23 protein-coding genes are annotated in these 23,647 nt (G+C 46.9%); 7 read left to right on the top strand and 16 right to left on the bottom strand.

Annotated features, from left to right (window positions below; all coding sequences use genetic code 11):
* Nucleotides 1-74: 74 nt before the first annotated feature.
* Both DES40_RS10415 and DES40_RS10410 read right to left on the bottom strand, forming a co-directional pair.
* The gene (locus DES40_RS10415; protein WP_121101758.1) at nucleotides 75-929 is read right to left on the bottom strand and encodes a phosphodiesterase; all 855 of its coding nucleotides are present in this window, start codon (nucleotides 927-929) and stop codon (nucleotides 75-77) included.
* A 54-nt stretch (nucleotides 930-983) separates the two neighbouring features.
* Nucleotides 984-2,192 carry a vanadium-dependent haloperoxidase gene (locus DES40_RS10410; RefSeq protein WP_170144960.1) on the bottom strand — a complete coding sequence of 403 codons (1,209 nt, stop codon included), beginning with the start codon at nucleotides 2,190-2,192 and terminating at the stop codon, nucleotides 984-986.
* A gap of 176 nt (nucleotides 2,193-2,368) precedes the next feature.
* Between DES40_RS10410 and DES40_RS10405 the strand changes: the two genes are divergently transcribed.
* Both DES40_RS10405 and DES40_RS10400 read left to right on the top strand, forming a co-directional pair.
* Complete coding sequence (locus DES40_RS10405) at nucleotides 2,369-2,608, top strand: DUF5710 domain-containing protein (RefSeq protein ID WP_121101752.1); 240 nt, start codon at nucleotides 2,369-2,371, stop codon at nucleotides 2,606-2,608.
* Nucleotides 2,609-2,835: 227 nt separating this feature from the next.
* On the top strand, nucleotides 2,836-3,366 hold the full coding sequence (locus DES40_RS10400; RefSeq protein ID WP_121101749.1) for a hypothetical protein: 531 nt from the start codon (nucleotides 2,836-2,838) through the stop codon (nucleotides 3,364-3,366).
* A gap of 86 nt (nucleotides 3,367-3,452) precedes the next feature.
* Here the strand turns inward: DES40_RS10400 and dapD are convergent, their stop codons facing one another.
* From dapD to DES40_RS10380, 4 genes are all read right to left on the bottom strand, one after another.
* Nucleotides 3,453-4,283 carry a 2,3,4,5-tetrahydropyridine-2,6-dicarboxylate N-succinyltransferase gene (gene dapD, locus DES40_RS10395; protein ID WP_121101747.1) on the bottom strand — a complete coding sequence of 277 codons (831 nt, stop codon included), beginning with the start codon at nucleotides 4,281-4,283 and terminating at the stop codon, nucleotides 3,453-3,455.
* Nucleotides 4,284-4,399: 116 nt separating this feature from the next.
* On the bottom strand, nucleotides 4,400-4,846 hold the full coding sequence (locus DES40_RS10390; RefSeq protein WP_121101744.1) for a YaiI/YqxD family protein: 447 nt from the start codon (nucleotides 4,844-4,846) through the stop codon (nucleotides 4,400-4,402).
* Nucleotides 4,847-4,849: 3 nt separating this feature from the next.
* The gene (locus tag DES40_RS10385; protein WP_121101741.1) at nucleotides 4,850-7,303 is read right to left on the bottom strand and encodes a zinc-dependent metalloprotease; all 2,454 of its coding nucleotides are present in this window, start codon (nucleotides 7,301-7,303) and stop codon (nucleotides 4,850-4,852) included.
* Nucleotides 7,304-7,387: 84 nt separating this feature from the next.
* Complete coding sequence (locus tag DES40_RS10380) at nucleotides 7,388-8,104, bottom strand: NAD-dependent deacylase (RefSeq protein WP_121101739.1); 717 nt, start codon at nucleotides 8,102-8,104, stop codon at nucleotides 7,388-7,390.
* Between the two features lie 8 nt (nucleotides 8,105-8,112).
* Between DES40_RS10380 and DES40_RS10375 the strand changes: the two genes are divergently transcribed.
* Genes DES40_RS10375 through DES40_RS10365 form a run of 3 tightly spaced genes read left to right on the top strand, consistent with a single transcriptional unit; the run spans nucleotide 8,113 to nucleotide 10,561 of the window.
* Complete coding sequence (locus DES40_RS10375; protein ID WP_121101736.1) at nucleotides 8,113-8,577, top strand: low molecular weight protein-tyrosine-phosphatase; 465 nt, start codon at nucleotides 8,113-8,115, stop codon at nucleotides 8,575-8,577.
* A gap of 60 nt (nucleotides 8,578-8,637) precedes the next feature.
* The gene (locus DES40_RS10370) at nucleotides 8,638-9,624 is read left to right on the top strand and encodes a complex I NDUFA9 subunit family protein (protein ID WP_121101733.1); all 987 of its coding nucleotides are present in this window, start codon (nucleotides 8,638-8,640) and stop codon (nucleotides 9,622-9,624) included.
* 40 nt (nucleotides 9,625-9,664) lie between these two features.
* Nucleotides 9,665-10,561 carry a class I SAM-dependent methyltransferase gene (locus DES40_RS10365; protein ID WP_121101731.1) on the top strand — a complete coding sequence of 299 codons (897 nt, stop codon included), beginning with the start codon at nucleotides 9,665-9,667 and terminating at the stop codon, nucleotides 10,559-10,561.
* Nucleotides 10,562-10,586: 25 nt separating this feature from the next.
* On the opposite strand, the gene DES40_RS10360 is transcribed toward DES40_RS10365, so the two are convergent.
* The 9 genes from DES40_RS10360 to ubiA form a co-directional block, all read right to left on the bottom strand.
* On the bottom strand, nucleotides 10,587-12,392 hold the full coding sequence (locus DES40_RS10360) for an ABC transporter ATP-binding protein (protein WP_233345570.1): 1,806 nt from the start codon (nucleotides 12,390-12,392) through the stop codon (nucleotides 10,587-10,589).
* Nucleotides 12,385-13,488, bottom strand: a complete 1,104-nt coding sequence (locus DES40_RS10355) for an inositol monophosphatase family protein (protein WP_121101728.1) — start codon at nucleotides 13,486-13,488, stop codon at nucleotides 12,385-12,387. Before DES40_RS10355 ends, DES40_RS10360 begins: the two co-directional genes overlap by 8 nt.
* A gap of 16 nt (nucleotides 13,489-13,504) precedes the next feature.
* Nucleotides 13,505-14,884 carry a TldD/PmbA family protein gene (locus tag DES40_RS10350; RefSeq protein WP_121101725.1) on the bottom strand — a complete coding sequence of 460 codons (1,380 nt, stop codon included), beginning with the start codon at nucleotides 14,882-14,884 and terminating at the stop codon, nucleotides 13,505-13,507.
* A gap of 49 nt (nucleotides 14,885-14,933) precedes the next feature.
* Nucleotides 14,934-15,338, bottom strand: coding sequence for an MAPEG family protein (locus DES40_RS10345; protein WP_121101722.1), 405 nt, complete (start codon nucleotides 15,336-15,338; stop codon nucleotides 14,934-14,936).
* A 10-nt stretch (nucleotides 15,339-15,348) separates the two neighbouring features.
* The gene (locus DES40_RS10340) at nucleotides 15,349-16,032 is read right to left on the bottom strand and encodes a DsbA family oxidoreductase (RefSeq protein ID WP_121101719.1); all 684 of its coding nucleotides are present in this window, start codon (nucleotides 16,030-16,032) and stop codon (nucleotides 15,349-15,351) included.
* A gap of 86 nt (nucleotides 16,033-16,118) precedes the next feature.
* A complete protein-coding gene (locus DES40_RS10335; RefSeq protein ID WP_121101716.1) occupies nucleotides 16,119-16,553 on the bottom strand; it encodes a MarR family winged helix-turn-helix transcriptional regulator in 435 nt (144 codons plus the stop codon).
* A gap of 449 nt (nucleotides 16,554-17,002) precedes the next feature.
* Nucleotides 17,003-17,575 (bottom strand): hypothetical protein, encoded by a 573-nt coding sequence (locus DES40_RS10325; RefSeq protein WP_121101710.1) that lies wholly within the window; start codon nucleotides 17,573-17,575, stop codon nucleotides 17,003-17,005.
* Nucleotides 17,576-17,616: 41 nt separating this feature from the next.
* Nucleotides 17,617-18,168 (bottom strand): peptide-methionine (R)-S-oxide reductase MsrB, encoded by a 552-nt coding sequence (gene msrB, locus DES40_RS10320; protein ID WP_121101707.1) that lies wholly within the window; start codon nucleotides 18,166-18,168, stop codon nucleotides 17,617-17,619.
* A gap of 108 nt (nucleotides 18,169-18,276) precedes the next feature.
* Entirely contained in the window at nucleotides 18,277-19,266 is a 990-nt protein-coding gene (gene ubiA, locus DES40_RS10315; RefSeq protein WP_121101704.1) for a 4-hydroxybenzoate octaprenyltransferase, read from the bottom strand.
* A gap of 42 nt (nucleotides 19,267-19,308) precedes the next feature.
* Between ubiA and DES40_RS10310 the strand changes: the two genes are divergently transcribed.
* Entirely contained in the window at nucleotides 19,309-20,052 is a 744-nt protein-coding gene (locus tag DES40_RS10310; protein ID WP_121101701.1) for a 16S rRNA (uracil(1498)-N(3))-methyltransferase, read from the top strand.
* A 104-nt stretch (nucleotides 20,053-20,156) separates the two neighbouring features.
* Nucleotides 20,157-21,524: a glutamate--cysteine ligase gene (locus tag DES40_RS10305; RefSeq protein ID WP_121101699.1), complete on the top strand. Its 1,368-nt coding sequence runs from the start codon at nucleotides 20,157-20,159 to the stop codon at nucleotides 21,522-21,524.
* Here the strand turns inward: DES40_RS10305 and DES40_RS10300 are convergent.
* Nucleotides 21,521-23,632 (bottom strand): TonB-dependent receptor plug domain-containing protein, encoded by a 2,112-nt coding sequence (locus DES40_RS10300; protein WP_121101696.1) that lies wholly within the window; start codon nucleotides 23,630-23,632, stop codon nucleotides 21,521-21,523. The genes DES40_RS10305 and DES40_RS10300 overlap by 4 nt on opposite strands.
* Nucleotides 23,633-23,647 lie beyond the last annotated feature (15 nt).

The following is a 23,647-nucleotide window of genomic DNA, read 5'->3' as shown; positions in this document are numbered from 1 at the left end:
ACTCTGCCCCCATACGCGTAACTAGTCTGGGAAGCTGTTAGCACTTTATTTTCAAGGCAGAAACATAAAACGACTCACTCTTCTTTAGGCGGTAAATCCAGTGTGTGCCGAATAACAAAGGCATGTTTATCATCATAACGAATGATTGGGGCTCCATCGGGCGCGATGCCGTTATGCGTTGTGATTTGATGTCCATCCCATTGGTGGAGGCAGTAACCTGCGGGGGCATCTGTCAGTAAAATGCGGTGGTCAGGTTTGTCTACTTGAATATCGGCGAGCTCTAATTTGACTTGGGGCGCGACAGCGGAACACACGACAAGCGGTATGTCTAGAAATTGTGTAAATATAGACCTGTGAATATGACCCGCCATAATATGCACCACATTATTAAATGGCTCGAGCGTTGCTTGTAATAGATTTACCCAAGCCTCCCCTTCAGAGACCGTCATCCAATCTATACCAGAGCGCATGGGCGGATGGTGAAGAGCGATTAGAGTGGGGCGGTCAGGTTGTTCTGATAATCGATCATGGAGCCATTTAGCGCGTGTTGAGCAAAACCCTCCGCCATGGCGGCCGACTTCTAAACTGTCCAAAACAATAATGCGTAGGGGCCAGTCGTCGATTGTATATTGAAGAAACCCCTGATCGAATTTTACTTCAGGAAACGTAGATGAAAATGCGCTGCGATTGTCATGGTTTCCAAAGGCAAAGTAATACGGGATTGAAAGAGTTTCTAGTTCCTCTCGAAGGTCTTCATAGGCCCAGTCTTCACCAATTTCGACTAGGTCACCAGTGAAAAGGATAAGGTCTGGGCTTTGGATCTTTGATTGAACTTCAGACAATACAGCCCGCAATCTTTCCCGATTAGTGCAAGACGCATTTTCTCCATGAAAACCAAGGTGCAAATCTGTGATTTGAGCAATAATCATAATGCGCCTTTCATCTTACTTTTTATCCTTAGTCCAGACTATTAAACAGTATGGCTATTTAATTTTCTGACTTGCTTTCGACGGCAGGCTTATCACATTTTGCTCGGTTAAGCGCCTCAGAGTGTGATTGGCAACTTTTTGTCCCAATATCAGGCCATCCATATTTGAGAAGTCAAAATGGATGCCACCATAAATACGGCTTTGCCCTGCATCTTGGGCCGCGTTTTGAAAAGACGTAAAACAGCGCTCTAATCCCCACATGGATTTTGATTGGCTGCAAAAGGCGGTATCACCAAAATAGGCTGTGAGGATCCCCGCCGCTGCACCGCTAAAGGCTGAATGCCCTGAGACATATTCAGGATGATGCGGTGTGTCGCCCATAGCTTTCCAGTTTGGATTGTCAGGGTCTGTTTTTTGAATATAATTATCAGGCCGAATATAGTTGTAGTGATATTTGGTATCCCATGCGGCAATTCCACTGTCATATAGTGCAATATTTAAGGTCAGTAAGAGCTCTAACTGAAACTCATAGGGTTTGTCTTTTATGGCTTCAATCGCAATTTGGTTCCAATGTCCTGGCGGCGTCATTGTGCCGGCTGGGTTGCCCCAAAATGCCGCCGAGACAGAGCCGTCAGCCAATCGATATTCGCTGACATCTTCACCATATATTCGAACGCGTTCTAAGGTTTTCAGGAATTCTGGACTGTTGAATGGAGGCGGCCCTTTTGCGCGAAATTGTCTGGCTGAGACGAGCTCAAGGGGGGTGGCATCACGCCATTCAGGGTGAATAAGCGTTGCTTGGAAGGCTTCAGAATATTGAATGATAGGTTCGGGCAGAGGTAAAATGGATAAGGACTGAGAAACAATGTGCTGAATTGCGGCCTGATTGTCCGCCGTTAAAACACGTGGTTGTTTGGCTATTTCAGGGAACAGTTTATAAAAAAGCGTTTCCGAGACCCCCTCAATTAGTTCCTCTCGCGAGATAGAATAACGGTCTTGAGATATACTGATTTTGTAAGCGTCACCGCCCATTGCGAATTGATGGCTATTGAAAAGAGACAGGGCGAGTAGGGCATATATACGAGATGCTGCGGGGGCTTCCAATTCAGCCTCTGCCACATATCTCATGGCTGTTTCAAAAGGGATGGAAAGAAAATTTTCAGCGTTTTGCTGTTTAGAGCTATGCGGTGCCGCCGCTGTTACAACTGCGGAAGAGGGTAAAGCGTAAATTAGGACCCATAAGGTAATGATGAATATTCGCATTCTGCCCCCCCAATTTACATATTGCCATAATAATAGAGAAACCAGAAGCGAATACATCCTTCTCTTACAAGCCTCCTTCGCGGACAGATTCAGCCAATCTTTTTGCAAATCTCTTGATTTTTATATTTGTTCTGCTTATGTTCTCTTTAAAGAACACGCTCAAAGGAGTGAATGAAATGGCTAAACGGTATTTAAATGTCAGTTATGCAGATCGCGATTTAGCGAAAAAACTAGGTGCGCGATGGGACCCTTCGGTAAAACGGTGGTATTGTCCTGCAGGTAGCGCATTGGAAACTATCTTTGCTTGGCGGAAAGAGGCCCAAGTAAAAGAAGAACGAAAAAACGCGCCTGTTATTGCTAAAAGAGCGCCAAAAGTGGCGCTTAATCAGAATTTTGAACTGCCTTTGGCCTCTTAATAGGCCTAAAATGAATGAGCCCGATGATTGGAAGGGATATCAATCACCGGGCTGAATTTGCGCAAGATTAAAGGGGGTAATCTATGGGGCGCAAACAATTTATATCTCACTATACGCTTACTTTTAGCGTTGGTTCCAAAAATTCTTTCCTAATAGTTAATATTTTAATGCCTTGCGGCGAAGAGGGAGGATTGGGAACAAATTAAGTGAAGCGGCGTTCTTTAACTATGAAAACGCGACACAAATATAATTTACTTGTAGGTTTTACCTCACTTTTGACGACATTGATATTGCCTACCGCGGTCACAGCCAATGATGCTCCGCCTTTTACGAAAGTTGAAGCGGTACAGAAAAAATTCCCTCTAATTTCAAAAACTTTTTACTATGAGAAAACGGCCGCTTCGTCGAAAGTTATCGATATGAGAGCCCGTAAAAGTGTTGAAACCTATAAACATGTTAAGCCTGTCATCCATTTGGGACTGGTGGATACAAAGGCAGTCATTGAGCCCGTTCAATCTAAGCCGGGTTTCATCGCTGCAAAATTTGATGACAAAGCGTTTCAGGAAGACTTAAACATAAACTATTCTTTGGATGGTTTAGACGGCGTGTATTTTGGTATGCCAGATCGTTCTGAATATGAAGATGAGCAAATTCAGAAACATAAGCTGAACTTTGTGCGTAAAGCGACCATGCCTGAGGGACGTTATACTGAACCCTTATATACGGTGGCTGGTACGGGCCTAAAGACTGAATTTTAGTCTTTTACCGATAGACTTAGTCTGTAAAGCAGAGAAAAGGCCCTCCAATAGAGGGCCTTTTTAAAATGGAATATCATACTTAAGGCCTAGTCGCGTAAGAGCTCATTCACGCCTGTTTTAGAGCGTGTTTTTGCATCAACTGTTTTAACAATAACGGCGCAATCTAGGCTGTGACTTCCGTCTTTGGAGGGGAGTGTACCCGGTACAACAACAGAGTAGGCTGGAACCTCACCAAAGGTGATTTCACCTGTCGCGCGGTTGTAGATTTTAGTGGATTGCGAAATAAATACACCCATCGCCAAGACAGACCCTTCACGAACAATGACGCCTTCAACGACTTCTGAACGCGCGCCAATGAAACAGTTATCCTCAATGATAGTTGGGTTGGCTTGTAAAGGTTCTAATACACCTCCAATGCCTGTCCCTGCACTAATGTGGCAATCTTTGCCCACTTGCGCACAGGACCCTACACTCGCCCATGTATCAATCATTGTGCCTTCACCGACATAGGCACCAAGATTAACATAAGAAGGCATAAGGACTGTGTTCGGGGCGATAAACGCGCCGCGGCGAACAGCGGCAGGAGGTACAGCTCGTATGCCGGCCTTAGTAAAGTCCTCTTCTGTCCACGTCCCAAATTTACTGGGGACTTTATCAAACCAATTTCCGCCCGCAGGGCCGCCGCTCATAATAGTATTGGCTTCGAGGCGAAATCCGAGAAGGACGGCCTTTTTCAACCATTGATGAACGACCCATTCGCCATCATCTTGTCTCTCTGCAACGCGGTACTTACCGCTATCTAAACCCATTATCGCTGTTTCTATGGCATCACGGCGTTCACCTGTCGTGCTTGGGCTTAGTGCGGCTCGGTCATCCCATGCAGCTTTGATGGCAATTTCAAGTTCGGCAGTTTTCATTGGTTAATTCCATAAACAGTAAAAGAGGGCTTCTAAAAACGGGCGCACCATAGGCATGGGACCCAGCAAGTCAATTCACAGAACTTCAAATATCCGTTCGTCACGTTCTTGAGCGATTAGTACTTTACTATCATTAAGTGCAACGCCTCTAAAAAACGCGATCTATCCTTCGGGCTGAATGGAGGTGGCCCGCCTATATTAGGCATTTCGGCGCCCGCTCTCAAATCGGCCATAATTGCGCGCATGGCAATTTTGGAGCCAATAGAGTTCATTGTAAAGGCTTCGCCATTTGGGCCTAAGACACGGGCACCAGATTTCAGACAGCGTTCAGCCAAAAGGATATCTGATGTAATAACAATCGTATCTTCATGAGCTTTGTCAGCAATATAGTCATCTGCCGCATCAAAGGCATCTGAAACACAAACAAAATTAAATAAGGGCTCGCGCGGGATACGTAGGAAAGCATTGCTGACGACAGTGACATGGACCTTGTGCCGACGGGCAACTTTATAGGTTTCTTCGCGGACTGGGCAGGCATCACCATCAATGTAAATATGTGGCATTATCTATTCCGAGCTTGGGGTTTCGCAGTGCCAACATGTTTCATATTGATGGGCCGAATATAATCCCATCCCAATGGGGCCGCCGGGTGGAAGCGCCTTGGCAGGCGGTACAGGGTCGGCAGCCTTAGCAGCTTTGTTTAGATGCGCTGTAATTTTTGTATCAAGCCAAGAGCCATGGCCAGAGCCTTTGGCGCGTAAGTCTGTTTGAACCCGCCTTAACATATTGTCTGTACGCGCCTTAACACCAGGAGATTGACTTTGCTCTGATAAGTCCATCAAAGCAAAAGCAAAGCGCGCTTGGACAGATTTCGCAATTTCGTTCTGCCGCCCAGAGGGGGGGCTTTGCATGACGTGTTGACGAGTAATATTGAGCATTTCAGTAAAACCCAATTGATTATCATCGCGACGTTTCAATTCTATCATGCGTGCGGCGCGCTGGGGGTGTAAAAGGACGTCAAAGGTAAGATCGGCGGCAGTATCCGCTGCTGCGGTCACATCGAATACGGGATAGGCGGTGCGTTTGAATAATTCACGCTCACTATCGGCTATGGAATAGCTGACAAGTCCAGGATTAAGTAACGTCAGAACCTCATCATCAATATCAAGAAAGCTTGGGTCTAATGTCGTAAGAATGGCGTCAAGCGCAGCGCGTTGACGATTTGATGACACTGGCTCAAATCCATTTCTTTGGTCGCCTTTAAGGCTATAATTAAAAGACACACCGCCCAAAAGTTTACCTGCGGCAGCTGTCTGATAACGATGATATAAATATATTGGTACAAGAACTTTGTTAAGGTCTGAAACGGCTTGGCCTTTTTGAATATTCCGAAGACCAAAATTATCTAAAGCGTATTGCCTGACGGCTATCGCGTCTTCTAATCCCACAATGGGATCGGCTCGATTATCCCAAATATTACCCAAGGGATGTGCTGTGCCAATAGAACGGGCATCACTATCCGCAACATAAGCTAACCCCATGTCAAAAGCGTTTTGCATAAGGGCTTCACGCTCAGCAGCATCCATATCCTTATAAAGCCATGTCGCCGCAAATTTATCCCATGGCCCAACACCAACGCCATAAGTGCGGCTAAAATCAAGTGTGCCATTTGCAACTCTGATATCTGGCGCAGGGTAATCCATGACGGACCCTTTATCATAAGTGCTTGCGGCAAAATTATGCGCAAAACCTAAGGCGTGCCCGACTTCATGTGCAGAGAGCTGTCGAATGCGCGCGAGGGCTAATTGAACCGGGTCGTCTGCTGCGCCGCTATCAGTGTTTTCAACGCCGGCTAATCCTTCAAAAATCATGCGATCTTGGCGGACGCGTAGAGAGCCCAAATTAACATGGCCTTTTAGCATTTCACCCGTACGCGGGTCATAAACGCCGCCGCCATAAGACCAGCCCCGTGTCTGGCGATGGACCCACTGAACGACATTATAACGAACATCAAGCGGGTGAGCCTCTTCGGGTAAGATTTCAACACGGTAGCCATCTGGATACCCTGCTGCCGTGAAAGCCTCTTTCCACCACTCTGCGCCTTCTACCAAAGCGGAAAGCATGGGCTCAGGTACGCCGCTATCGATGTAAAAAACGATGGGTTTAATGGTCTTGCCGGCTTCATCCTTTTCGAGGCGATATCGCCGCGCAAGGCGGGTTTCTATAGGCGCTGATAAGGGAGCGCTATAATCATAATAAACATGTTCTATTGCCCCAGAACGCGGGTCTGATTTTAAAGCTGTGTAGCCATTGTCAGGGAGGCGAACAAAGGAATGATGCTGAATAAATGTGGCATCTTGGCCATTCGCGGCTGTTGTCGAAAACTCCCTCCCTGGTTTTGCGGAGGACAGTGTGAAAAAGACATCCATTTCTACATTGTCGGGAAAAGCAAAAACATTTTGGGTGTCAATAAAGGTTCTATCTTTGGCAATGGAGAAAGTGCCTTGGTCACGATCTTTTAAATATTGCGCTAACCCTAAAACATCACTTTGGAGAAAGTCAGTTAAATCAACTGTCAGGCCATTCTTATAAGATTTAATGTTCAAGCTTGCGATAAAGGAGCGCGCAAAACTCTCTCTCACAGCCTGTTGTTCAAGCGGATTATCAGGGCTTGCCCTATAGGTTAAGTTTTCGGCTTCGATGATGACTTTATTTCCCATGCGCCGAAAAACAATTATCTTCCCACTATCACCCCAGCCGCGATCAAGGCCCACAGGATTAGACCCCAGACCTGCCGTCAACCGGGCAGTGTGAATAAGGCGAAGTGAAACTCCGTCTGCATCGGGCTCGGGTAATTGCGCGTAGACTTTATTGGTGTCGGTATTGACGTAAAGATCAATGAAGCCAGGGCGGTGGTCAAAAGCGGCAAATGGGTCGGAGGATTTAGAGCTTGCAACAGGTTGGCAGGCACTAACCCCTGAAAACATTATAATTAAACAAAACAGAAAAATAATACGCATGAGGCCTCCTACTATCAATTGATACGGTTCGAAGGCCAATTTGTCGAGCCAGAGTTCAGAGGTGATTTCCTGATAAGCGCGGCACTAAATTGATGCCAAAATCTCATCGACCCAAATAGGAACGATATCTCCAGCTTTCCCAAGTCGGCTTTCATCAAACAAAGCGCTACCTTGGCTGGGCTCTAAGTTAAGTTCCAAGGTCTCTATGCCACGCCGATTGGCCTCTCCGACTAATCCTGCGGCAGGGTAAACGGCGCCGCTAGTCCCAATAGAAACAAACAAATCCGCCTTGGTCATGGCGTCATCTATTTGGTCAAGGTAGTAAGGCATTTCCCCAAACCATACGATGTCTGGGCGTGGGCCTGATTTAACATAACAATGAGGACAGGATAGCTCTGGAGATGCCGCCTCGGTCCAAGGCCAAAAGGCTTTGCAAAACTGACACCGCATCGAGGTTAAGATACCATGCATATGAATAACAGTCTTGACCCCGCCGCGTTCGTGTAGGTCATCGACATTTTGCGTGATAAGAGTCAGCTTTCCGCCCTTAAGGGAGAGGCCTGATTGCAACCTCGCAAGAGCTATATGTGCAGCGTTAGGTTCTACGTCTTTCAGCGCCGCCCGTCGTAAATTGTAAAATTGATGCACTAAGGCCGGGTCTTTTGCGAACCCTTCGGGGGTCGCGACTTGTTCAATCGGGTGTTGTTCCCACAGGCCGCCTTTATCGCGAAATGTATCAATTCCGCTTTCAGCGCTAATACCGGCGCCTGTAAGGATGACAATGGAGGGAGCTTGGGTCATAATCCCTTATGCCCTCTATTTTATTCGTTTGTCTTGGAAATATTTGTCGCTCTCCAACGGCTGAGGCTGTTTTTCGGCGATATGCCGCGGAGGCGGGTCTAAATGTTCATATAGATAGTGCCGGTACATCGGGCGCGCATAGCGGAGAGAATCCAGATAGGCGTTCTATTGCGGCAGGGAAAATTCGTGGTTATAGCTTTTCCGGTCAAACTTCTCGGCGGGTTACTAAGACTGACTTTTATGATTTTGACTATATTCTCGCTATGGATGAAAGCAATTTGCGAAACCTGCGCAAGGTAAAACCCGCTGATGCAATAACAGAGCCTCAGCTATTTCTGAAATTTGCCAGCGACATTGACGTTGTGGAAGTGCCAGACCCCTATTATGGCGGGGTTTCAGGTTTCGACCATGTATTAGATCTCATAGAAGCGGCCTGTGTTGGCTTGATTGCGGATATCAAAGCAAACGCATAGACATTCATCTGTAATCAGACTAATCATCAGCCAAATTTTTCTAAGGCAGTCAGGTGTAAAATGAATAAGGGTTTAGTCACGGTTTTTGGCGGTTCCGGCTTTCTGGGTAAACATGTGGTGCGTGCGCTCGTCGCAAAAGGCTATCGCGTTCGGGTTGCTATGCGACGTCCACATACGGGCATGGACTTAAAAGTTATTGGCGGCGTAGGACAAGTGCAATTGATGCAGGCCAATCTGCGGTATGAAAAATCCGTTGCGCGCGCTGTAGAGGGGGCTGATGCTGTTATTAACCTCGCGGCTATCCTTTACGAAGAAGGCCAACAGACTTTTGAAGGGGTGCATGTTCGCGGTGCAGAAACGATTGCTAAGGCCGTCGCGGCGCACAAAGTTACAAATTTTGTACATGTGTCTGCCATTGGCGCGGATGAAAACGCAGACAGTGAATATTCACGGACAAAAGGTGAAGCTGAAACCCTCATCCGCAATCTCGTTCCGACTGTTGATATTATGCGCCCATCAATTTTGTTTGGTGTTGAAGATTCTTTCTTCAATCGTTTCGCTACGATGGCGCAATATGTTCCCGTTCTACCTCTTATTGGCGGCGGCGATACAAAGTTTCAACCAGTCTATGTCGGTGATGTAGCGCAGGCCATTGCAACAAAAATCGCTCAGAGCTCAGACGGCAAAACTTATGAGCTTGGTGGCCCTCGGACTTATTCGTTTAAAGAGCTGTTACAATATATGTTAGAGGTGATTGCAAAGAAACGTATCTTAGCGCCCATACCTTGGTTTGGTGCCGGTCTATTTGGTCTGGTTGGTGAATTATCTGGCCTCGTTCCATTTATGAAACCTTTTTTGACCCGTGATCAAGTGAAGTCGTTGAAAACAGATAATGTCGTATCAGATAACGCATTAGGTCTTTCTGATTTAGGCATTACGCCTGAAACTGTTGAAGCAATTGTTCCGACATATTTGGTGAAATACAGAAAATACGGTGAGTTTCATCAGCCCGGCAAAGATAGCTGGCCAGAAGAAACAGGGGCCTAATTAAGCCATTTCGGCTTTTGCCACTTGAGAGAGAATGAAAATGAAATTCAAAAATATATTACTGATGGGCCTTGCGGCAGCGGTTCTCACTGCTTGCGGGAATACTACTCCAGAAGGAGAGTCAAAAACAGTTGATCTGGCCGCGCAGGCCAATAGTGCCAAGCTTGATCTGGTATTAGAAGGGCGCGATGAAGCCGCTAAGGCACGTTTTGACCAACGTCATCCAAAAGAGACTTTGATGTTTTTCGGCATAACGCCCGGAATGACAGTCGTGGATGTCCTGCCAGGGGGCGGCTGGTACACTAAGATATTACTTCCTTATTTAGGGAATGAGGGAACCGTCATCGGCGTGGATTATGCTCTTGAAATGTGGCCTGAATTTGGAGGGTTCGCGACGCCCGAATTTATTGAAAATAAAAAAACTTGGCCTGCGACTTGGACTGAAAGCGCAGAGGCATGGCGCAGTGATGACGCCGCGGGCGTTTCTGCATTCGCCTTCGGAAATCGTAATGTTGAACTAGATGGCACAGCAGATGCTGTGTTATTCATTCGCGCTTTACATAACTTGGCACGTTTTGAAGATGAAGGTGGGTATTTAACCCAAGCCCTGGCGGATGTGCATGCTATGCTCAAACCCGGCGGCATAGTGGGTGTGGTTCAGCATCAAGCCCGTGAAGACCGACAGGATGACTGGGCTGATGGGTCTAATGGTTACCTTAAGAAGTCAGCTATTATCGCAAAGTTTGACGCGGCCGGTTTTGATTTTGTTGCGGAAAGCGACATTAATGAAAACCCGATGGATCAAGCCAAAGAAGGGGATGCCGTATGGCGTTTGCCGCCAACATTAGGAACATCACGAGACGATGATGAGTTAAGAGCTGAAATGCAGGCGATTGGCGAAAGTCACCGCATGACACTTAAATTCAAAAAGCGGTAAGTCACTGAAATAGATCTTCCCTATTTTAGGAATGCATTTGTAAGGATAAAAGGCGGGCATAGGCTCCGCCTTTTTTCTTTTTTAAAGTCTCATGTTTTCCACTTTCAATGATACGGCCTGCATCCAAAACGTAAATGCGGTCAGCATTTCGCACCGTAGATAGTCGATGAGCTATGACAACGCTTGTCCGGTCTTTCATCAAAAGTTCTAATGCGGCTTGGACTTTTGATTCTGATTTTGCATCGAGAGCAGATGTCGCTTCATCTAAGAGTAAGAGGGGGGCGCCGCGCAAGATGGCGCGAGCTATCGAAAGTCGTTGCCGCTGGCCACCTGAGAGACTGAGGCCATCCTCGCCCAGACGCGTATTGTAACCTTGGGGCAAGGCCATGATAAAGTCATGGGCATCGGCCTGTTTTGCCGCCTTGATAATGGCCTCTTCTGAGGCATCAATATTCCCTAAACCGATATTATTCATGACGCTGTCATCAAACAAAGTTACATTTTGGCTGACTAAGGCAATGTTTTGGCGAAGACTTTGAAGAGTCACTTTTTGGATATTCAGACCATCAAGCGTAATCTCTCCTGCGTCAACATCATAAAGTCGAGGTATAAGATTGACGACAGTCGACTTTCCGCCGCCAGAGGCCCCGACAAGAGCAATTGTTTCTCCGGCTTGAACGGAAAATGAAATATCAGACAGAGCTTGAGTGCCGTCCTCATAGGAAAAACTCACATTTTTGAATGAGAGCGACCCTTTAACAGCGCCTAGAGACACTGCGCCTGCTGCATCAGTAATTGTGGGCTGAGTATCAATAACCTCAAAAATTCTAGCTGAGGCTGAAAGGCCTTCTTGCAGGACATTATTTAGCGTTCCTAGAGCGCGTAGCTTTGGGGATAAGAGTAAAAGAGCGACCAGTACGGCGGCTATTGAACCACCCGTTCCTGCGCCTGCATTTACGAGGTAAGCACCAAATATGACAATCCCAGCAATAGCTAAACCACCTATAACTTCTAATATGGGGTCAACGCGAGCTTGCTGGGTAATAAGCTTAAGAAAGAGGTCAATGCGTTTATCGAAACTTTGATGAAGGCGCTTAGCTTCTGAGGCTTCTAGGTTATAGGTTTTAATTAAGCGTGCGCCCGTAAAGCTTTCTTTTAATTGTGATGTGATAAGGCCATTATGTTGCTGAACGTCTTGTGCATTTCCACGCATCTTTCTTGAGATGTGAATAATTGGGAGAAAGGCAATTAAGAAGACCGCCATCACAAGCGATAATTGCCAATTGTGATATAGCATGGCGCCAATTAAAAGAATGACGACGAGAACATCGCGAAACAAATTCCCCAACACACGAATAATCGCATTGGAAATAATTGTAACGTCATTGGTGAATTTTGAAATTAGGTTTCCCGTAGGCTGGCGCGAAAAAGCGGCGTAATCCGCATTATGCGCACTCTGAAACATAGCCTTTTGCATATTTCCAATGGCGTGAAGGGCAATAGAATTCGTCAATATACGTTGGGCATAATTCGCAATGCCCGAAATTATCGGAACGCCGATTAAAAATGGAATGATGATTTTGGCATATTCCATTGCCGAGGTGAGAGCTTTACCCGATGTCTCAAGATCTTGAGCCTCATCGACGACGCGTTTAATGACTTCAGTATACGCTGCCGTCGCGGCAGCCAGTAGCGCCATAAAAAAAATGGCCGCGAAAAGTTTCCCTCTTTGCGGCCAAATATAATCCCGCCAAAGCCGTCCCAAATAATATCGGTCACTTTGCGTATTTTTGAGGGGCTTTGGAGGCATGAAGTTTTTGGGCTTAGCCAATAATGCCGTCCCCATCGGGATCTAATAAATCATGGGCGTGTAAAATAAAGTAACGAGTATGTGCGTTATCTACGGTGCGTTGAGCGGCTGCTTTCCATGCGGCTTGTGCGGCTTCGAAAGTAGGAAAGGCGCCAACGAAGTCGACCTTTTTCAAATCTTTGAACTCAGTTCGCATGGGATCAACAAGTTCTCCGCCAATAACGATGTGCAATAATTGAATGGATTTCATTTCCCGATCAGCCATTTTTGTTCCCATATGTTTGAAGTCTTCGGTTTTATTAACACTCGCATCGAACTCTGCAACGAGTGGTTTCACGCGTTCCAATAACAAAGCCTGTAAGGAGGGGCCAGCACAAATAACGCCAAATCCCGATGTGCTGTCTTTATCGAACTGAGGGGTGGCGCCTCGGAGATTAGTAACAAGCGCTCCTGATTCTGTGGCGATAAGGCAGGCGGCTGCAATATCCCAATCTGATTTTGGCGTGAAGGCTACCGTACAGTCTGCTTCGCCGCAGGCAACAAGAACCATTCTGTAAGCCATAGAGTTAGCGATGCGAACTTGCATAGGCGGGAAACCCATACGGCGAAACTTGCGGGGGTAACCAATCATTTCAGCCCCTTCGAGGGCCGACCGTGTTGAACACGAAATGGTGGTCCCATTGCGTTTCGCTCCTCCGCCCAGATGCGCGCTAAATAATTCACCTTTTAGGGGATTAAAAATTGCGCCTGCCATGGGTTTTCCGTCTTCTATGATGGCAACGGAAACGACAAAGTTAGGGGTTCTGTCGATAAAGGCGCGAGTGCCGTCAATCGGGTCGACAACGAAGCTTCGAGGGCAAGCGTGCCGAGAATGATCGTCCTTGGTCTCTTCTGATAACCAGCCATAATCAGGGCGGGCCGCCATAAGCGCTTTATAAAGAAAGTCATTAACGGCAATGTCCGCATCTGTGACGGGATGTCCTTTCTCTTTGTCCCAAACTTTAGAATTATTTGCATGAAAAGCGTCTTTGGCAATCTGACCGGCTTGTTTGACGACTTGCTCAAGCAAGGCGCGTTCTTCGGAAAGGGGGTGGCAAAGAGGGTTCGGCACAGTCATGTTATTTGCCTTGCCTTTATGATGATCCAGCAACGGTCATGCCTTCGGCCAGAAGGCTGGGCGCATTGGTTGCGCCGTCAAACCGTATGTCATTGGCAGGAATAAAAGTTTTAAACACATCATTCAAATTGCCAGCGATTGTGACTTCGGAAACGGGGTAAGCTCGCTCTCCATTTTCGATTTTAACGCCCGCGACACCGACGCTATAATCACCCGTATTTGAATTTAAAGACGGGCCAAACATTTCCGTTATCAAAAGGCCCTCATTCATGTCCTTTATAAGCGCATCCAATGTATGTGTGCCCGGCGCCAAAAAGCTATTTGTGGCGCTGATACCTGGGGGCGCCCCAATACCGCGTGTCGCATGCCCTGTAGAGGCGAGACCTAATTGTCTCCCTGCCGCGCTATTTAATAGCCATGTTTGCAAAATGCCATCTTTTACTAATTGCTGTTTACGGGCTGCCAAACCTTCACCGTCCCAAGGCCGTGATCCTTGGCCGCGTACCATATGGGGATCGTCAATAATTTGAATGTGTTTTCCAAAAGCCTCTTCACCCATTTTGTCTTTTAAAAATGAGACGCCTCGGGCAATGGCATTGCCATTAATAGCCCCCAGAAAAGCGGACACTAAAGAGCCAGATAACCGTTCTTCAAATATGACGGGATAGGTGCCCGAGCTGATTTGGCGGCTGCCTAATCGCGCCACGCTTCGTTCGCCCGCATGACGTCCGATCTCATCGGGGGTGCGTAAGTCAGAAAGCCAACGTGTCCCGTCATAGTCATAATCCCGTTCCATCTCGCCATTGCGTTCAGCAATGGCTGTGACTGATAACCCATGTCTGGAGGATTTCCATCCTGCGCCGAATCCATCAGATGTCGCAAAATAAATAGCAGAGCTTGCCCAATTTGCGCTCGCCCCTTCGGCTTGGCTGACGCCATTAACGGCTAAGGTTGCGGCTTCTACTTCAAGCGCTTTCTCTTTCAACGCCTCGGGGCTTCGTAGGGTAGGATCAAATAATTCGAGGTCAGGCCGTGATTCAAGACTTGAAAGCAAGGCTTTGTCCGGGAGACCACAATATGGATCTTTTGGTGCGAGCTTGGCCATTGCAACGGCTCGCTCGGCCAGCATTTTCAATGATGCCTCCGACATATCCGAGCTGGAGACGCAGGCTTGGCGCCCATCAATTATAACGCGTAAGCCAACGTCGCGGCCTTCGCTATTGTCCACATCTTCTAATTCGCCTTCACGGACAGCGACTGAAAGAGAACGGCCATGCGTCGCAACGGCGTCACAGCTTTGCGCGCCAGCTTGTTTCGCAAAGCCAAGTAAAGTCTCTAATGTGGGTGCAAGGGCTTCCGTTAAAAGCGCATCGCTGGGTGTGTTGGTTTTTTGCATAAAGACACTGTTAACAGAGCGAATGCATCCTGACACTAGAAAGGTACATTTATATGACGTTAAATGTGAAAACGAGATAAAGTAGGGCGATAGCTTGCCCAAGGTGAACAATTAAGGTCATCATCATGCCGATGGGGCGTGTTTTCCCTAAGGCATGTTTTCCGGCCATACCAAATGCGTGTAAGACTCGCCCAAATATAAACATGCTGCCAAAAATATGGAGTAAGATGACTGGGGCGTTTAACATTGCTAGACCTAAAAGACCTAGTAAGGCCAAGGGGGCGTTTTCTGTAAAATTGCCGTGCGTACGAATACGCGCCAGAAGTGACGTGTCACCATTGTCCCCCATACTCACCCGGTTGCCAATTCTAACTGAAATAACGCGATATGTGAAAAACACGGCCAAGATTATATTTAAGGCGATGTAAAGCGCAACGATTTGAAATGTTGTCATGAATAAATCCTTAGGCTTCTGTTCCAGCAGAGGCAGCTTGTTGAATGGCTTGTATATGCGCCGCAGGGTCTTGTGCACCTTGCACTGCAAATTGTCCGTTATAGATAAAAGTGGGCACACCTGAGATGCCTAGGTTACGAAAGAAGAAAATTTCTTCGCGCACAGCATTAGCGTCTCTATCGGTGTCCAGCAATTCGGCGGTTAACGCGGCGTCTAGACCGACTTCGCCTGCAATGCGCGTTAGTATAGCTGTATCGCCAATATCTTCGCCATCCGTGAAAAAAGCCTGAAAAATAGCTTCTGCGGTTTCTGTGCCGGCAGCTTCATTATTTTGAGCCCATCGTATCAGGCGGTGTGCCTTTAAAGTATTGGGGCGCCTTGAAATATTATTGAACTGGAAATTTATACCTAGAGCAGGGCCTCCCTCTTCAAGCTTTTCTCGCATCGCTTTAAATTGGTTAGAGGGGCTGTCGCCAAATTTACTCTTCATATAGGCTTTATAATCCACGCCTTCTGAAGGGACCTCGGGGTCTAGCATATAGGGACGCCATGTTAGATCGACAGGTATTTTGCTTTGCCGCCGTGCTTTGTCAAACAGGCGATAGCCAAACCAACACCAAGGGCAAACTACATCAGAGACAATATCCACCTGAACTGGTTGAGGCGAAAGGGATTGTTTTTTACTACGGGCCATAGCGCGAGTTTAACCTTTCCTGTGCTTCTGTAAATGGCAGAAACTATGCTCAAATTGTGAAACTCTACCGCTCAACATCAGAGGTTTTAGGACACGTTCTCTGCGGCTAGCCGTAAGAATTTCAAAACGGTTTCAACCTCTTTTTCGTTTAAGCCTTTTACAAGTTGCGCATTAAAGTCCCGAACATCATTCATCACATCTTCACGTTTAGCCCAGCCTTGGGGTGTAAGCGCCACTGTTTTCACGCGTCGATCGCCATAAGAGGGCCTGCGTTCTACGAGTCCTGCTTTTTCCATACGCTCCACTAATCCCGAAACCGCAGCATTATTTCGGCCAGTGCCATCGGCTAGATCGCTCATGCGGCAGTTATCATTATAACCAAGGAAGACGAGGACTAAGGCTTGGGAGCGGCTAACATTTGAGCCTTTTGAAAGGAGCGTTTCGGCTTGTTGTGCGAGGCGTGTATGGACGCGGTCGAGGACAAAAAATAAACGCCGGTCAACTGTGCGGGCAATAGCCATAATTAATTATCTTTCTCTCAAGCTATCTAACTTTGCGTTATCTATAAACATAGAGCGCAAATAAAAAAGGATGATAATAAAAAAGCCCTCTGACAGTATCAGAGGGCTCCTTTTTGAAGTTTGGGTCTCACCGGACGTCATGCCGGTTTCATTAATAGATAGCTTAATTACCCAATTTCGCTTTTACGAAAGGGCTGATCTAACAGCTTCGGGCAGACCCCTCAAAACAGATAAACAAATCACACCTCCTTTCATAAACGCGGCTCCACCATGGAACGGCAATTGATAATTCAAAATTAGTCAAGAATAGTGATTTGGCAAGACTGAAAATTTTATGAAATTTCAATGACGATTAAGGTCTGATTAACCGTAATCGAAGAGGATTCGCGTTCTCTTAGCTTAGGTCTAATCACCGTAATCTCACGTGTTCAGCTTAGAGAGCTAAAAGGTTATGCTGCGTGTTTCCCAATGCCGCACCCCGCTCCAAAATTAGCGAAATTAGCATTTGGTTTCGGTAAAATGAGCGGGATATGATCTTTGTCATTTGTTGAAAGTGTCACGCTATCACCTCGAATGGCGGCGTTATATAGTTTCCCTACCACATGTTTTTTCCGGGGCATGTAAATCTTCAGGTTGGGCGCATAAATCCACTGGCCTGATTTCACTTTTTCCCCGTTAATGTAAAGATAGGGGAGTTTAACCTTCCCGCGCCGGGACCGTGGAAACTCTCGGAAATAAGCTTCGAAATCAACCGGAACCAATCCAATATTAGCGGTCAATGTGCTTGTAAGACAACTAAACGCAACATTGCCTTTTTTTTCAGGATAGTTTGTAAAAAGGGCCTCACCCTCGAAAACTTGACCTAAGTTATCAAGCTTTACCGCATTTCCTGTGAACTGCATCCGAAATGAAGTATGTGACCATTCGGGCGCCTCAGTGCTTGAGGAGGCTGTACCAGCTTGCGCCAAAGCGACAGCACCTGATAAGAGCCAAACAGAGAGAATAAGAATGAATGAGCGCATAACGTAGAGGTAGCATTCTCTACATTTGCAGTCCATAAATATTAACCGTTTTCTACAAAGTCCAAAGCGACACCATTATTGCAATACCGTAGTCCTGTAGGGCGAGGGCCGTCTTCGAAAACATGCCCTTGATGGCCGCCGCAGCGAGCGCAATGATATTCTGTGCGTGTCATGAACAATTTTCTATCGACTTTCGTTTTAAGTGCGCCGTCAATATAAGTGTAAAAGCTGGGCCAGCCTGTGCCGCTTTCATATTTTGTTTCGGATTTAAATAAGGGTAAGCCGCATCCAGCGCAGACATAAGTGCCTTTGCGCTTCTCATTGTTTAGCGGGGATGTGCCGGCCCGTTCTGTTCCTTCTTTACGAAGAACATAAAACTCACTTTCGGTTAGACGGTCTTTCCATTCTGATTCAGAAAGGTTAGCCCATTGTTCGTCACTCATAATCTGTCCTTTCGCGTTGTCTCTTCCTGCTGATGTTTGTCTTTCATCGGCATTGGCCTTCGTGGCTGTCGTTGACGCTGTGCATGCTGATATAGCAAAGGCAGCGCTTGATAACCCTAAGGTGCGGCGGTTTAATTTAGTCTTCAACATCGTGTTCTCCAATAGGCGTACATAACCCTATATAAAACACTACGCGCCAACCCCCATTGAAGTTGCCATCACATTTGAGTGAGTTACTGCCAAACAAAAATGTTGAAATTAAAGAAAACTTTTAAAGATGTTTCCATGTAAAGTATAGCTTGCCAACGAAAACCCAGCAATCAAGCTAAGCCCTGCCCAAAAATTAGATTTGAAAAGCATTAGGGCCGTTTCCTCTCCTTTAGTTTTCAGGGTTTGCGTCTGCCATTTTAAATGCCAGCCATAGCCTAAGGGGAAGAAAATGAAGAACGCCCAGAAGAACACAATTGCTGCAATATTGGTGGTAATCAAAGAAGTCATGAAGGCCGCAAAGACAAAGAGAAAGCTTAGACTGTAGGCGATAGCGATGCCCGTGACGACCTTATCCCCAAATCGTCGCGCTGTACTTTTTACGCCAATAACGGCGTCATCTTCTATATCCTGACAGGCGTAAATTGTATCATAGCCAATTGTCCAGAATATTAATCCCACATAGAGGATGAGGGCGGGTAAACTGATGTCACCTGTTTTTGCAGCATAGGCGACGAGAATCGCCCAATTAAAAGTCAGGCCCAGCCAAGCCTGTGGCCACCATGTGATACGTTTCATGAAAGGGTAGGCCGCCACTAGAGGCAGGGAGCACAGGGCAATAATTTGTGCGAAACGCGGCAGGCAGACCAGCACCATGAGTCCAATTAAACACTGCATGCCTAGCCAGAACCAGGCTTGTTTATTTGTGACTGTGCCTGCAGGAAGAGGCCGAAGGGCAGTACGCTCCACTTGTTTGTCCAAATCTTGATCGACAATATCGTTATAGGTACACCCCGCTCCGCGCATGGCGATGGCACCGATTAAAATGAGAGCGGCCCATTTTAAATCTGACACGGCAAAGCCATGCGAAATCGCTGCAAAGGAAAGCCCTATCCACCCCGGCAAGGTCAACAGCCAATACCCAATAGGGCGGTCGAGCCGAGAGAGTTGGAGATAAGGCTGTATGGCCCCGGGGCTACGGTTGACCCAATGCCCTTTGTCAGAGTCTTTGATTGTCGTATTTTCTAACGGTTCGCTCATTTGCTTCGTGATTAACGCTATTCCTTCGGGTAAGACAATCCTATGCGCGAAAATTATACACTGAAACGCCTCTATTGTGATCAAGCCTTTTCAGAGGGAGCAATTGCTGTCTTACCAAAGGCTCAGGCTCATTATCTTGGTACGGTTTTACGCATGGGAGTAGGGGATAGTCTTCGTTTGTTTAATGGCCGTGAGGGTGAATGGCGGGGGGAGATTATATCGCATTCAAGAAAACATACCGATGTGAAGTTGGTTGAACCTCTTCGTGCGATGTCGGAGGTGCCAGATATTGCTTTGGCCTTCGCCCCTATAAGGCGACATCGTACGTCATTTATCTTTGAAAAAGGCACTGAGTTAGGGGTTTCCCGATTTGAACCTGTCATAACGGCGCGTACACAATTCCCCAAATTAAGTCTTGAAAAAGCCCAAGCGCAAATCATTGAGGCCGCTGAGCAAACAGAACGCTTGGATGTACCAAATGTGTGTAAACCCGTGCGGCTCTTGGATTGGATAGGCATGCAGGCCGGGCGTCAGATTATATTCGCAGATGAGGCCGGTGACGCCTTGCCGGCGAGAGAGGCTTTAAAATCTGGTCAGCCGCGTGCCACCTTATTGATTGGACCTGAAGGCGGTTTTACTGAGGATGAAAGGCAAGCTTTACGTCAACAAGAATCCGTTCTTTCTGTGTCTTTGGGGCCCCGTATTTTACGCGCTGATACGGCGGCTTTGTCTCTATTAACGCTATGGCAGTCACTTCATGGGGATTGGAACAATTCGCTAAAATAACACAATTTCACATTAATGTGTGGTGACGAGCCGAGTGTAACCTTGTGAGGGTTGATTGAAGGGGCTATGTGTGCCCCCCGATATGTGAGTAAACAGGAACCCTCATGGCCGCACCAAGTGCCGGCGGAAACGCCCAACCTTTAGAAAATAAAGCACAGATGATTGACTATTTGGCGGCGGGTTCCAAACCCAAATCCGAATGGCGTATCGGCACAGAGCATGAAAAAATCGGCTTTTCTCAAGCTGACTTTCAGCCATTGCCTTATGATGGCTCGTGTTCAATTTATGCGATGCTTGAAGGCTTGCAACGTTTCAACTGGGAGCCCGTTACAGAGGGTGGAAAACTGATTGCCCTTAAAAGAGAGGGGGCTTCTGTATCATTAGAACCGGGCGGGCAGCTAGAGTTATCAGGTGCGCCGCTAGAACATGTTCATCAGACTTGCGGCGAAGTAAGCCGCCATCTTCGCGAAGTCCGTGAAGTGGCTGATGAAATCGGTGCGGGCTTTTTATCGCTGGGTTTTCGGCCTGATACAAAACTTGAAGATGTACCCGTAATGCCTAAAGGCCGGTACAAAATTATGCGGGATTATATGCAAACCGTTGGCACTCATGGCCGAGAAATGATGTTCCGCACCTGCACAGTCCAAACAAACCTAGATTTTGGCTCCGAAGCCGACATGGTCAAAAAATTCCGAGTGAGCTTGGCCTTGCAGCCAATCGCGACGGCCCTTTTTGCCAATTCCCCTTTTAAGGAAGGGCAGTTAAATGGCTATAAGTCGTATCGATCACGCGTATGGCTCGATACGGACGCTGATAGAACAGGTATGTTGCCTTTTGTTTTTGAAGAGGGTTTTGGGTTCGAGCAATATGTAGATTACGCGCTCAATGTACCCATGTATTTTGTTTATAGAAAGGGTGAGTATTTGAACGCGGCGGGGAAGTCTTTCCGTGATTTCTTGAATGGGACCTTAGATGTTGTGCCGGGGGAAGTCGCAACCCTTTCTGATTTTGAAGACCATCTCTCCACGATTTTTCCTGAAGTGCGATTAAAGCAATTTCTCGAAATGCGCGGCGCCGATACAGGGCCGTGGGATGAGCTTTGCGCGCTCCCTGCGTTTTGGGTTGGTTTATTATATGACCAAAACGCCCTCGATGCGGCGTGGGATTATGTGAAAGACTGGACTGAAGAAGAACGTCAACAGTTGAGAGCGGATGTGGCGCGATTAGGTTTTCAAACGCCATTCCGTGATAAAACTCTCCAAGATGTTGCCAAAGATATTTTGTCTATATCCCGTTCAGGATTAAAAGCGCGGCATAAATTAAATGCGCATGGCGAAAATGAAACTGTATTCCTACAAGACCTCGATCGTATGGCGCTTTTAGGCGAAAGCAATGCCGATCGTCTTATTCGCCAGTTTAAAGGGGCTTGGGACGGTGATATTATGAGAAGCTACAAAGTGTGTATTTATTAAAAGGTACCGCTGAGGTTTGCTCGCAATAACATTCCAAATTCACGTTTCCGGCTTTCGGTGAAGTTTAATACGCCGATGTCACGCCGATCGGTATAGATTTCACGCTCAAAATCGTCGCTGCTTTTCAATAAGTTGCTAAGTTGCAAGTTAAGGCGCATGCCAAATACGTCTTTATGCTCGATGAACGTGCTGACGAATGGGCCTTTAAAGGTATATTTTTGCGTTGTGGATACGCGGTACTGTCGGGCATTTCGTTCTTGGGAAACATTCACGCCATAGGCCCAATCTGTTTTCGGTATGTCGTGACGAATATTCGCGTTCCAATGCCAGAGACTATCACCGCTTAAACGTCTATCAAAGCCTTCCACAGGGTCATCAACATGTGAGAAGTGAAGCCCGAAACCTGCATTCAGTTCTACGCCTTTCATATCCCAATTTTCGCCTTTCAACGTAATATCACTATGCAAAGAATAAGTGTATGCAGGCGAGTCAATATTCCCAATAGCATTGCCAGAATCGCCAATTGGGATGCGATCAACAAGGTCACTAATAATTGTCCCGTCCAAAGTGGTGTTCCATTGGTTCCCTGTGCCAAAACTACGTTCATAGGCAATTTCAGCACGCCACGTTTGCGAAGGCTTTAGCGCGGAATTAGAATCGCGAGTCTCTTTATTGTTAAGGTCAGTCGAAGCAATAAAGTCAAAGAAATTTAACTGACCCACTTGGCGTTCAATCTTGGCGCGCCAAAGTTTATTCGCGCCTGCCTTATAGCTTGCGGAAATAAACCCTTTTGGGCGTATAAAGTTCCGAACAACACCATCATTTCCTGACTGAGAAATTTCAGAATATTCGGCACCAAGAGAGGCTTGCACATCTAATGTGTCTGACAATTTACGGCTATGGGTCAGTGTGGCTTCGGCGCGTTTTTCTTCAACGCGGTCGCTGGCACCTGTCAGGTTCCGCGCCACATAAACGCCATCTTCCAACTCGCTCAAAGCCGCTTCAATATCGAGATAGTTGAAGGCGCCTTCCAAGCCTATTTGCCAATCCCGCCCTGTTTTGGGCGACCAAGAATATTCACTACGTAAAATGGTTTCGGCTTCATCTGCTTGCCGCTCGAAACGATCACCAAATACTCGCATATCATTTTCAAAGGCTTCGAATTGAGACACGGTGGGTGAACTCTCAAATCGATAATAGCCAATCGTTTTAAGCTTACCATCCATAGACCCTATCGAAAGCGGAAACTCATAGTCTCCGCCGATAGACATATTCCACTCATCTTCTGAATTTTTAAAATAGGTGACGAGATCCCTTCCGCGGGGGGTGATAGCGTCCCGCCGCGAGCTTTCTCTCCCGTCATAGGTGAATTGATTGATTTCAAAGTTTAGGTTCGCGATGTGATTGGCCTGAGGCTTCCATGTTAAATCAACCGTTGCCCCCGGGTTTTCGCCATAGTCACGACCAATCTCATCTCGAGTTTCAAATAAGGTGCCATTGCTATCGACAAGGGTTTCAAGGCCATAATTCCCTTGTCTAAAGGCGTTATTTCGAAGGCCCAGCGTGTAGGTGAGGTTGCCCGTTTCGCCCGAGAGGCTGACATTCCCGCGTAGATAATTAGGTTCTAATCTAGGGCGAAATTCAGGTGTCCATTCAAAAGTGCCCGATATGCCTGTGGACTTCGTTGTAATATTTGCGACCTGTCCTGACAAACCTGGAATGTTAAGCGAGGCGCCATCAACAATATCAATTTCAACGACATTCTTTGCGGCAATACGGGAAAGCTGTTCACCCACATCGGTTTTGCCGGTCAACCGCTCCCCATTAATCAAAACATTCGCACCGCCTTGGCCCAAACCCCGTCCAAAATTTGCGCCAGCTAGAGTGAACCCTGGAATACGGATGACCATGTCATAAGCCGTGGCTGGAGCGAAGGTTTCAAAATATTGGGGGGTGTAGCTTTCTTTGGCGTCTTGAGTGGAAATAGAGCTTTGCGCGGCTACGTTAACTTCATTTGATTCAGGTGCTGTTTGCGCCTTTACTATATTCGGATAGCAAGACAAAATTAGGGCAAGGTTGCAGCCCGCTAGCCAAGAAGAGTTTCGCATTCAAATTCCCCGCGA

The sequence above is a fragment of the Litorimonas taeanensis genome, assembly GCF_003634015.1.
GTDB classification, from domain to species: Bacteria; Pseudomonadota; Alphaproteobacteria; order Caulobacterales; family Maricaulaceae; genus Litorimonas; species Litorimonas taeanensis.
The sequence above is the reverse complement of the archived record's forward strand: the minus strand, read 5'-3'. Positions and strand labels throughout refer to the sequence as shown.

Excerpts from the sequence above, each read along its gene's own strand:
- dapD (WP_121101747.1), bottom strand. The coding sequence starts at position 4,283 with ATGAAAACTGCCGAACTTGAAATTGCCATCAAAGCTGCATGGGATGAC.
- DES40_RS10385 (WP_121101741.1), bottom strand. The coding sequence starts at position 7,303 with ATGCGTATTATTTTTCTGTTTTGTTTAATTATAATGTTTTCAGGGGTT.
- DES40_RS10350 (WP_121101725.1), bottom strand. The coding sequence starts at position 14,884 with ATGCAAAAAACCAACACACCCAGCGATGCGCTTTTAACGGAAGCCCTT.
- DES40_RS10380 (WP_121101739.1), bottom strand. The coding sequence starts at position 8,104 with ATGACCCAAGCTCCCTCCATTGTCATCCTTACAGGCGCCGGTATTAGC.
- DES40_RS10345 (WP_121101722.1), bottom strand. The coding sequence starts at position 15,338 with ATGACAACATTTCAAATCGTTGCGCTTTACATCGCCTTAAATATAATC.
- DES40_RS10310 (WP_121101701.1), top strand. The coding sequence starts at position 19,309 with ATGCGCGAAAATTATACACTGAAACGCCTCTATTGTGATCAAGCCTTT.
- DES40_RS10300 (WP_121101696.1), bottom strand. The coding sequence starts at position 23,632 with ATGCGAAACTCTTCTTGGCTAGCGGGCTGCAACCTTGCCCTAATTTTG.
- DES40_RS10390 (WP_121101744.1), bottom strand. The coding sequence starts at position 4,846 with ATGCCACATATTTACATTGATGGTGATGCCTGCCCAGTCCGCGAAGAA.
- DES40_RS10415 (WP_121101758.1), bottom strand. The coding sequence starts at position 929 with ATGATTATTGCTCAAATCACAGATTTGCACCTTGGTTTTCATGGAGAA.
- DES40_RS10305 (WP_121101699.1), top strand. The coding sequence starts at position 20,157 with ATGGCCGCACCAAGTGCCGGCGGAAACGCCCAACCTTTAGAAAATAAA.
- ubiA (WP_121101704.1), bottom strand. The coding sequence starts at position 19,266 with ATGAGCGAACCGTTAGAAAATACGACAATCAAAGACTCTGACAAAGGG.
- DES40_RS10325 (WP_121101710.1), bottom strand. The coding sequence starts at position 17,575 with ATGCGCTCATTCATTCTTATTCTCTCTGTTTGGCTCTTATCAGGTGCT.
- DES40_RS10375 (WP_121101736.1), top strand. The coding sequence starts at position 8,113 with ATGCCCTCTATTTTATTCGTTTGTCTTGGAAATATTTGTCGCTCTCCA.
- DES40_RS10400 (WP_121101749.1), top strand. The coding sequence starts at position 2,836 with ATGAAAACGCGACACAAATATAATTTACTTGTAGGTTTTACCTCACTT.
- msrB (WP_121101707.1), bottom strand. The coding sequence starts at position 18,168 with ATGTTGAAGACTAAATTAAACCGCCGCACCTTAGGGTTATCAAGCGCT.
- DES40_RS10335 (WP_121101716.1), bottom strand. The coding sequence starts at position 16,553 with ATGGCTATTGCCCGCACAGTTGACCGGCGTTTATTTTTTGTCCTCGAC.
- DES40_RS10365 (WP_121101731.1), top strand. The coding sequence starts at position 9,665 with ATGAAATTCAAAAATATATTACTGATGGGCCTTGCGGCAGCGGTTCTC.
- DES40_RS10405 (WP_121101752.1), top strand. The coding sequence starts at position 2,369 with ATGGCTAAACGGTATTTAAATGTCAGTTATGCAGATCGCGATTTAGCG.
- DES40_RS10410 (WP_170144960.1), bottom strand. The coding sequence starts at position 2,192 with ATGCGAATATTCATCATTACCTTATGGGTCCTAATTTACGCTTTACCC.
- DES40_RS10355 (WP_121101728.1), bottom strand. The coding sequence starts at position 13,488 with ATGACTGTGCCGAACCCTCTTTGCCACCCCCTTTCCGAAGAACGCGCC.
- DES40_RS10340 (WP_121101719.1), bottom strand. The coding sequence starts at position 16,032 with ATGGCCCGTAGTAAAAAACAATCCCTTTCGCCTCAACCAGTTCAGGTG.
- DES40_RS10370 (WP_121101733.1), top strand. The coding sequence starts at position 8,638 with ATGAATAAGGGTTTAGTCACGGTTTTTGGCGGTTCCGGCTTTCTGGGT.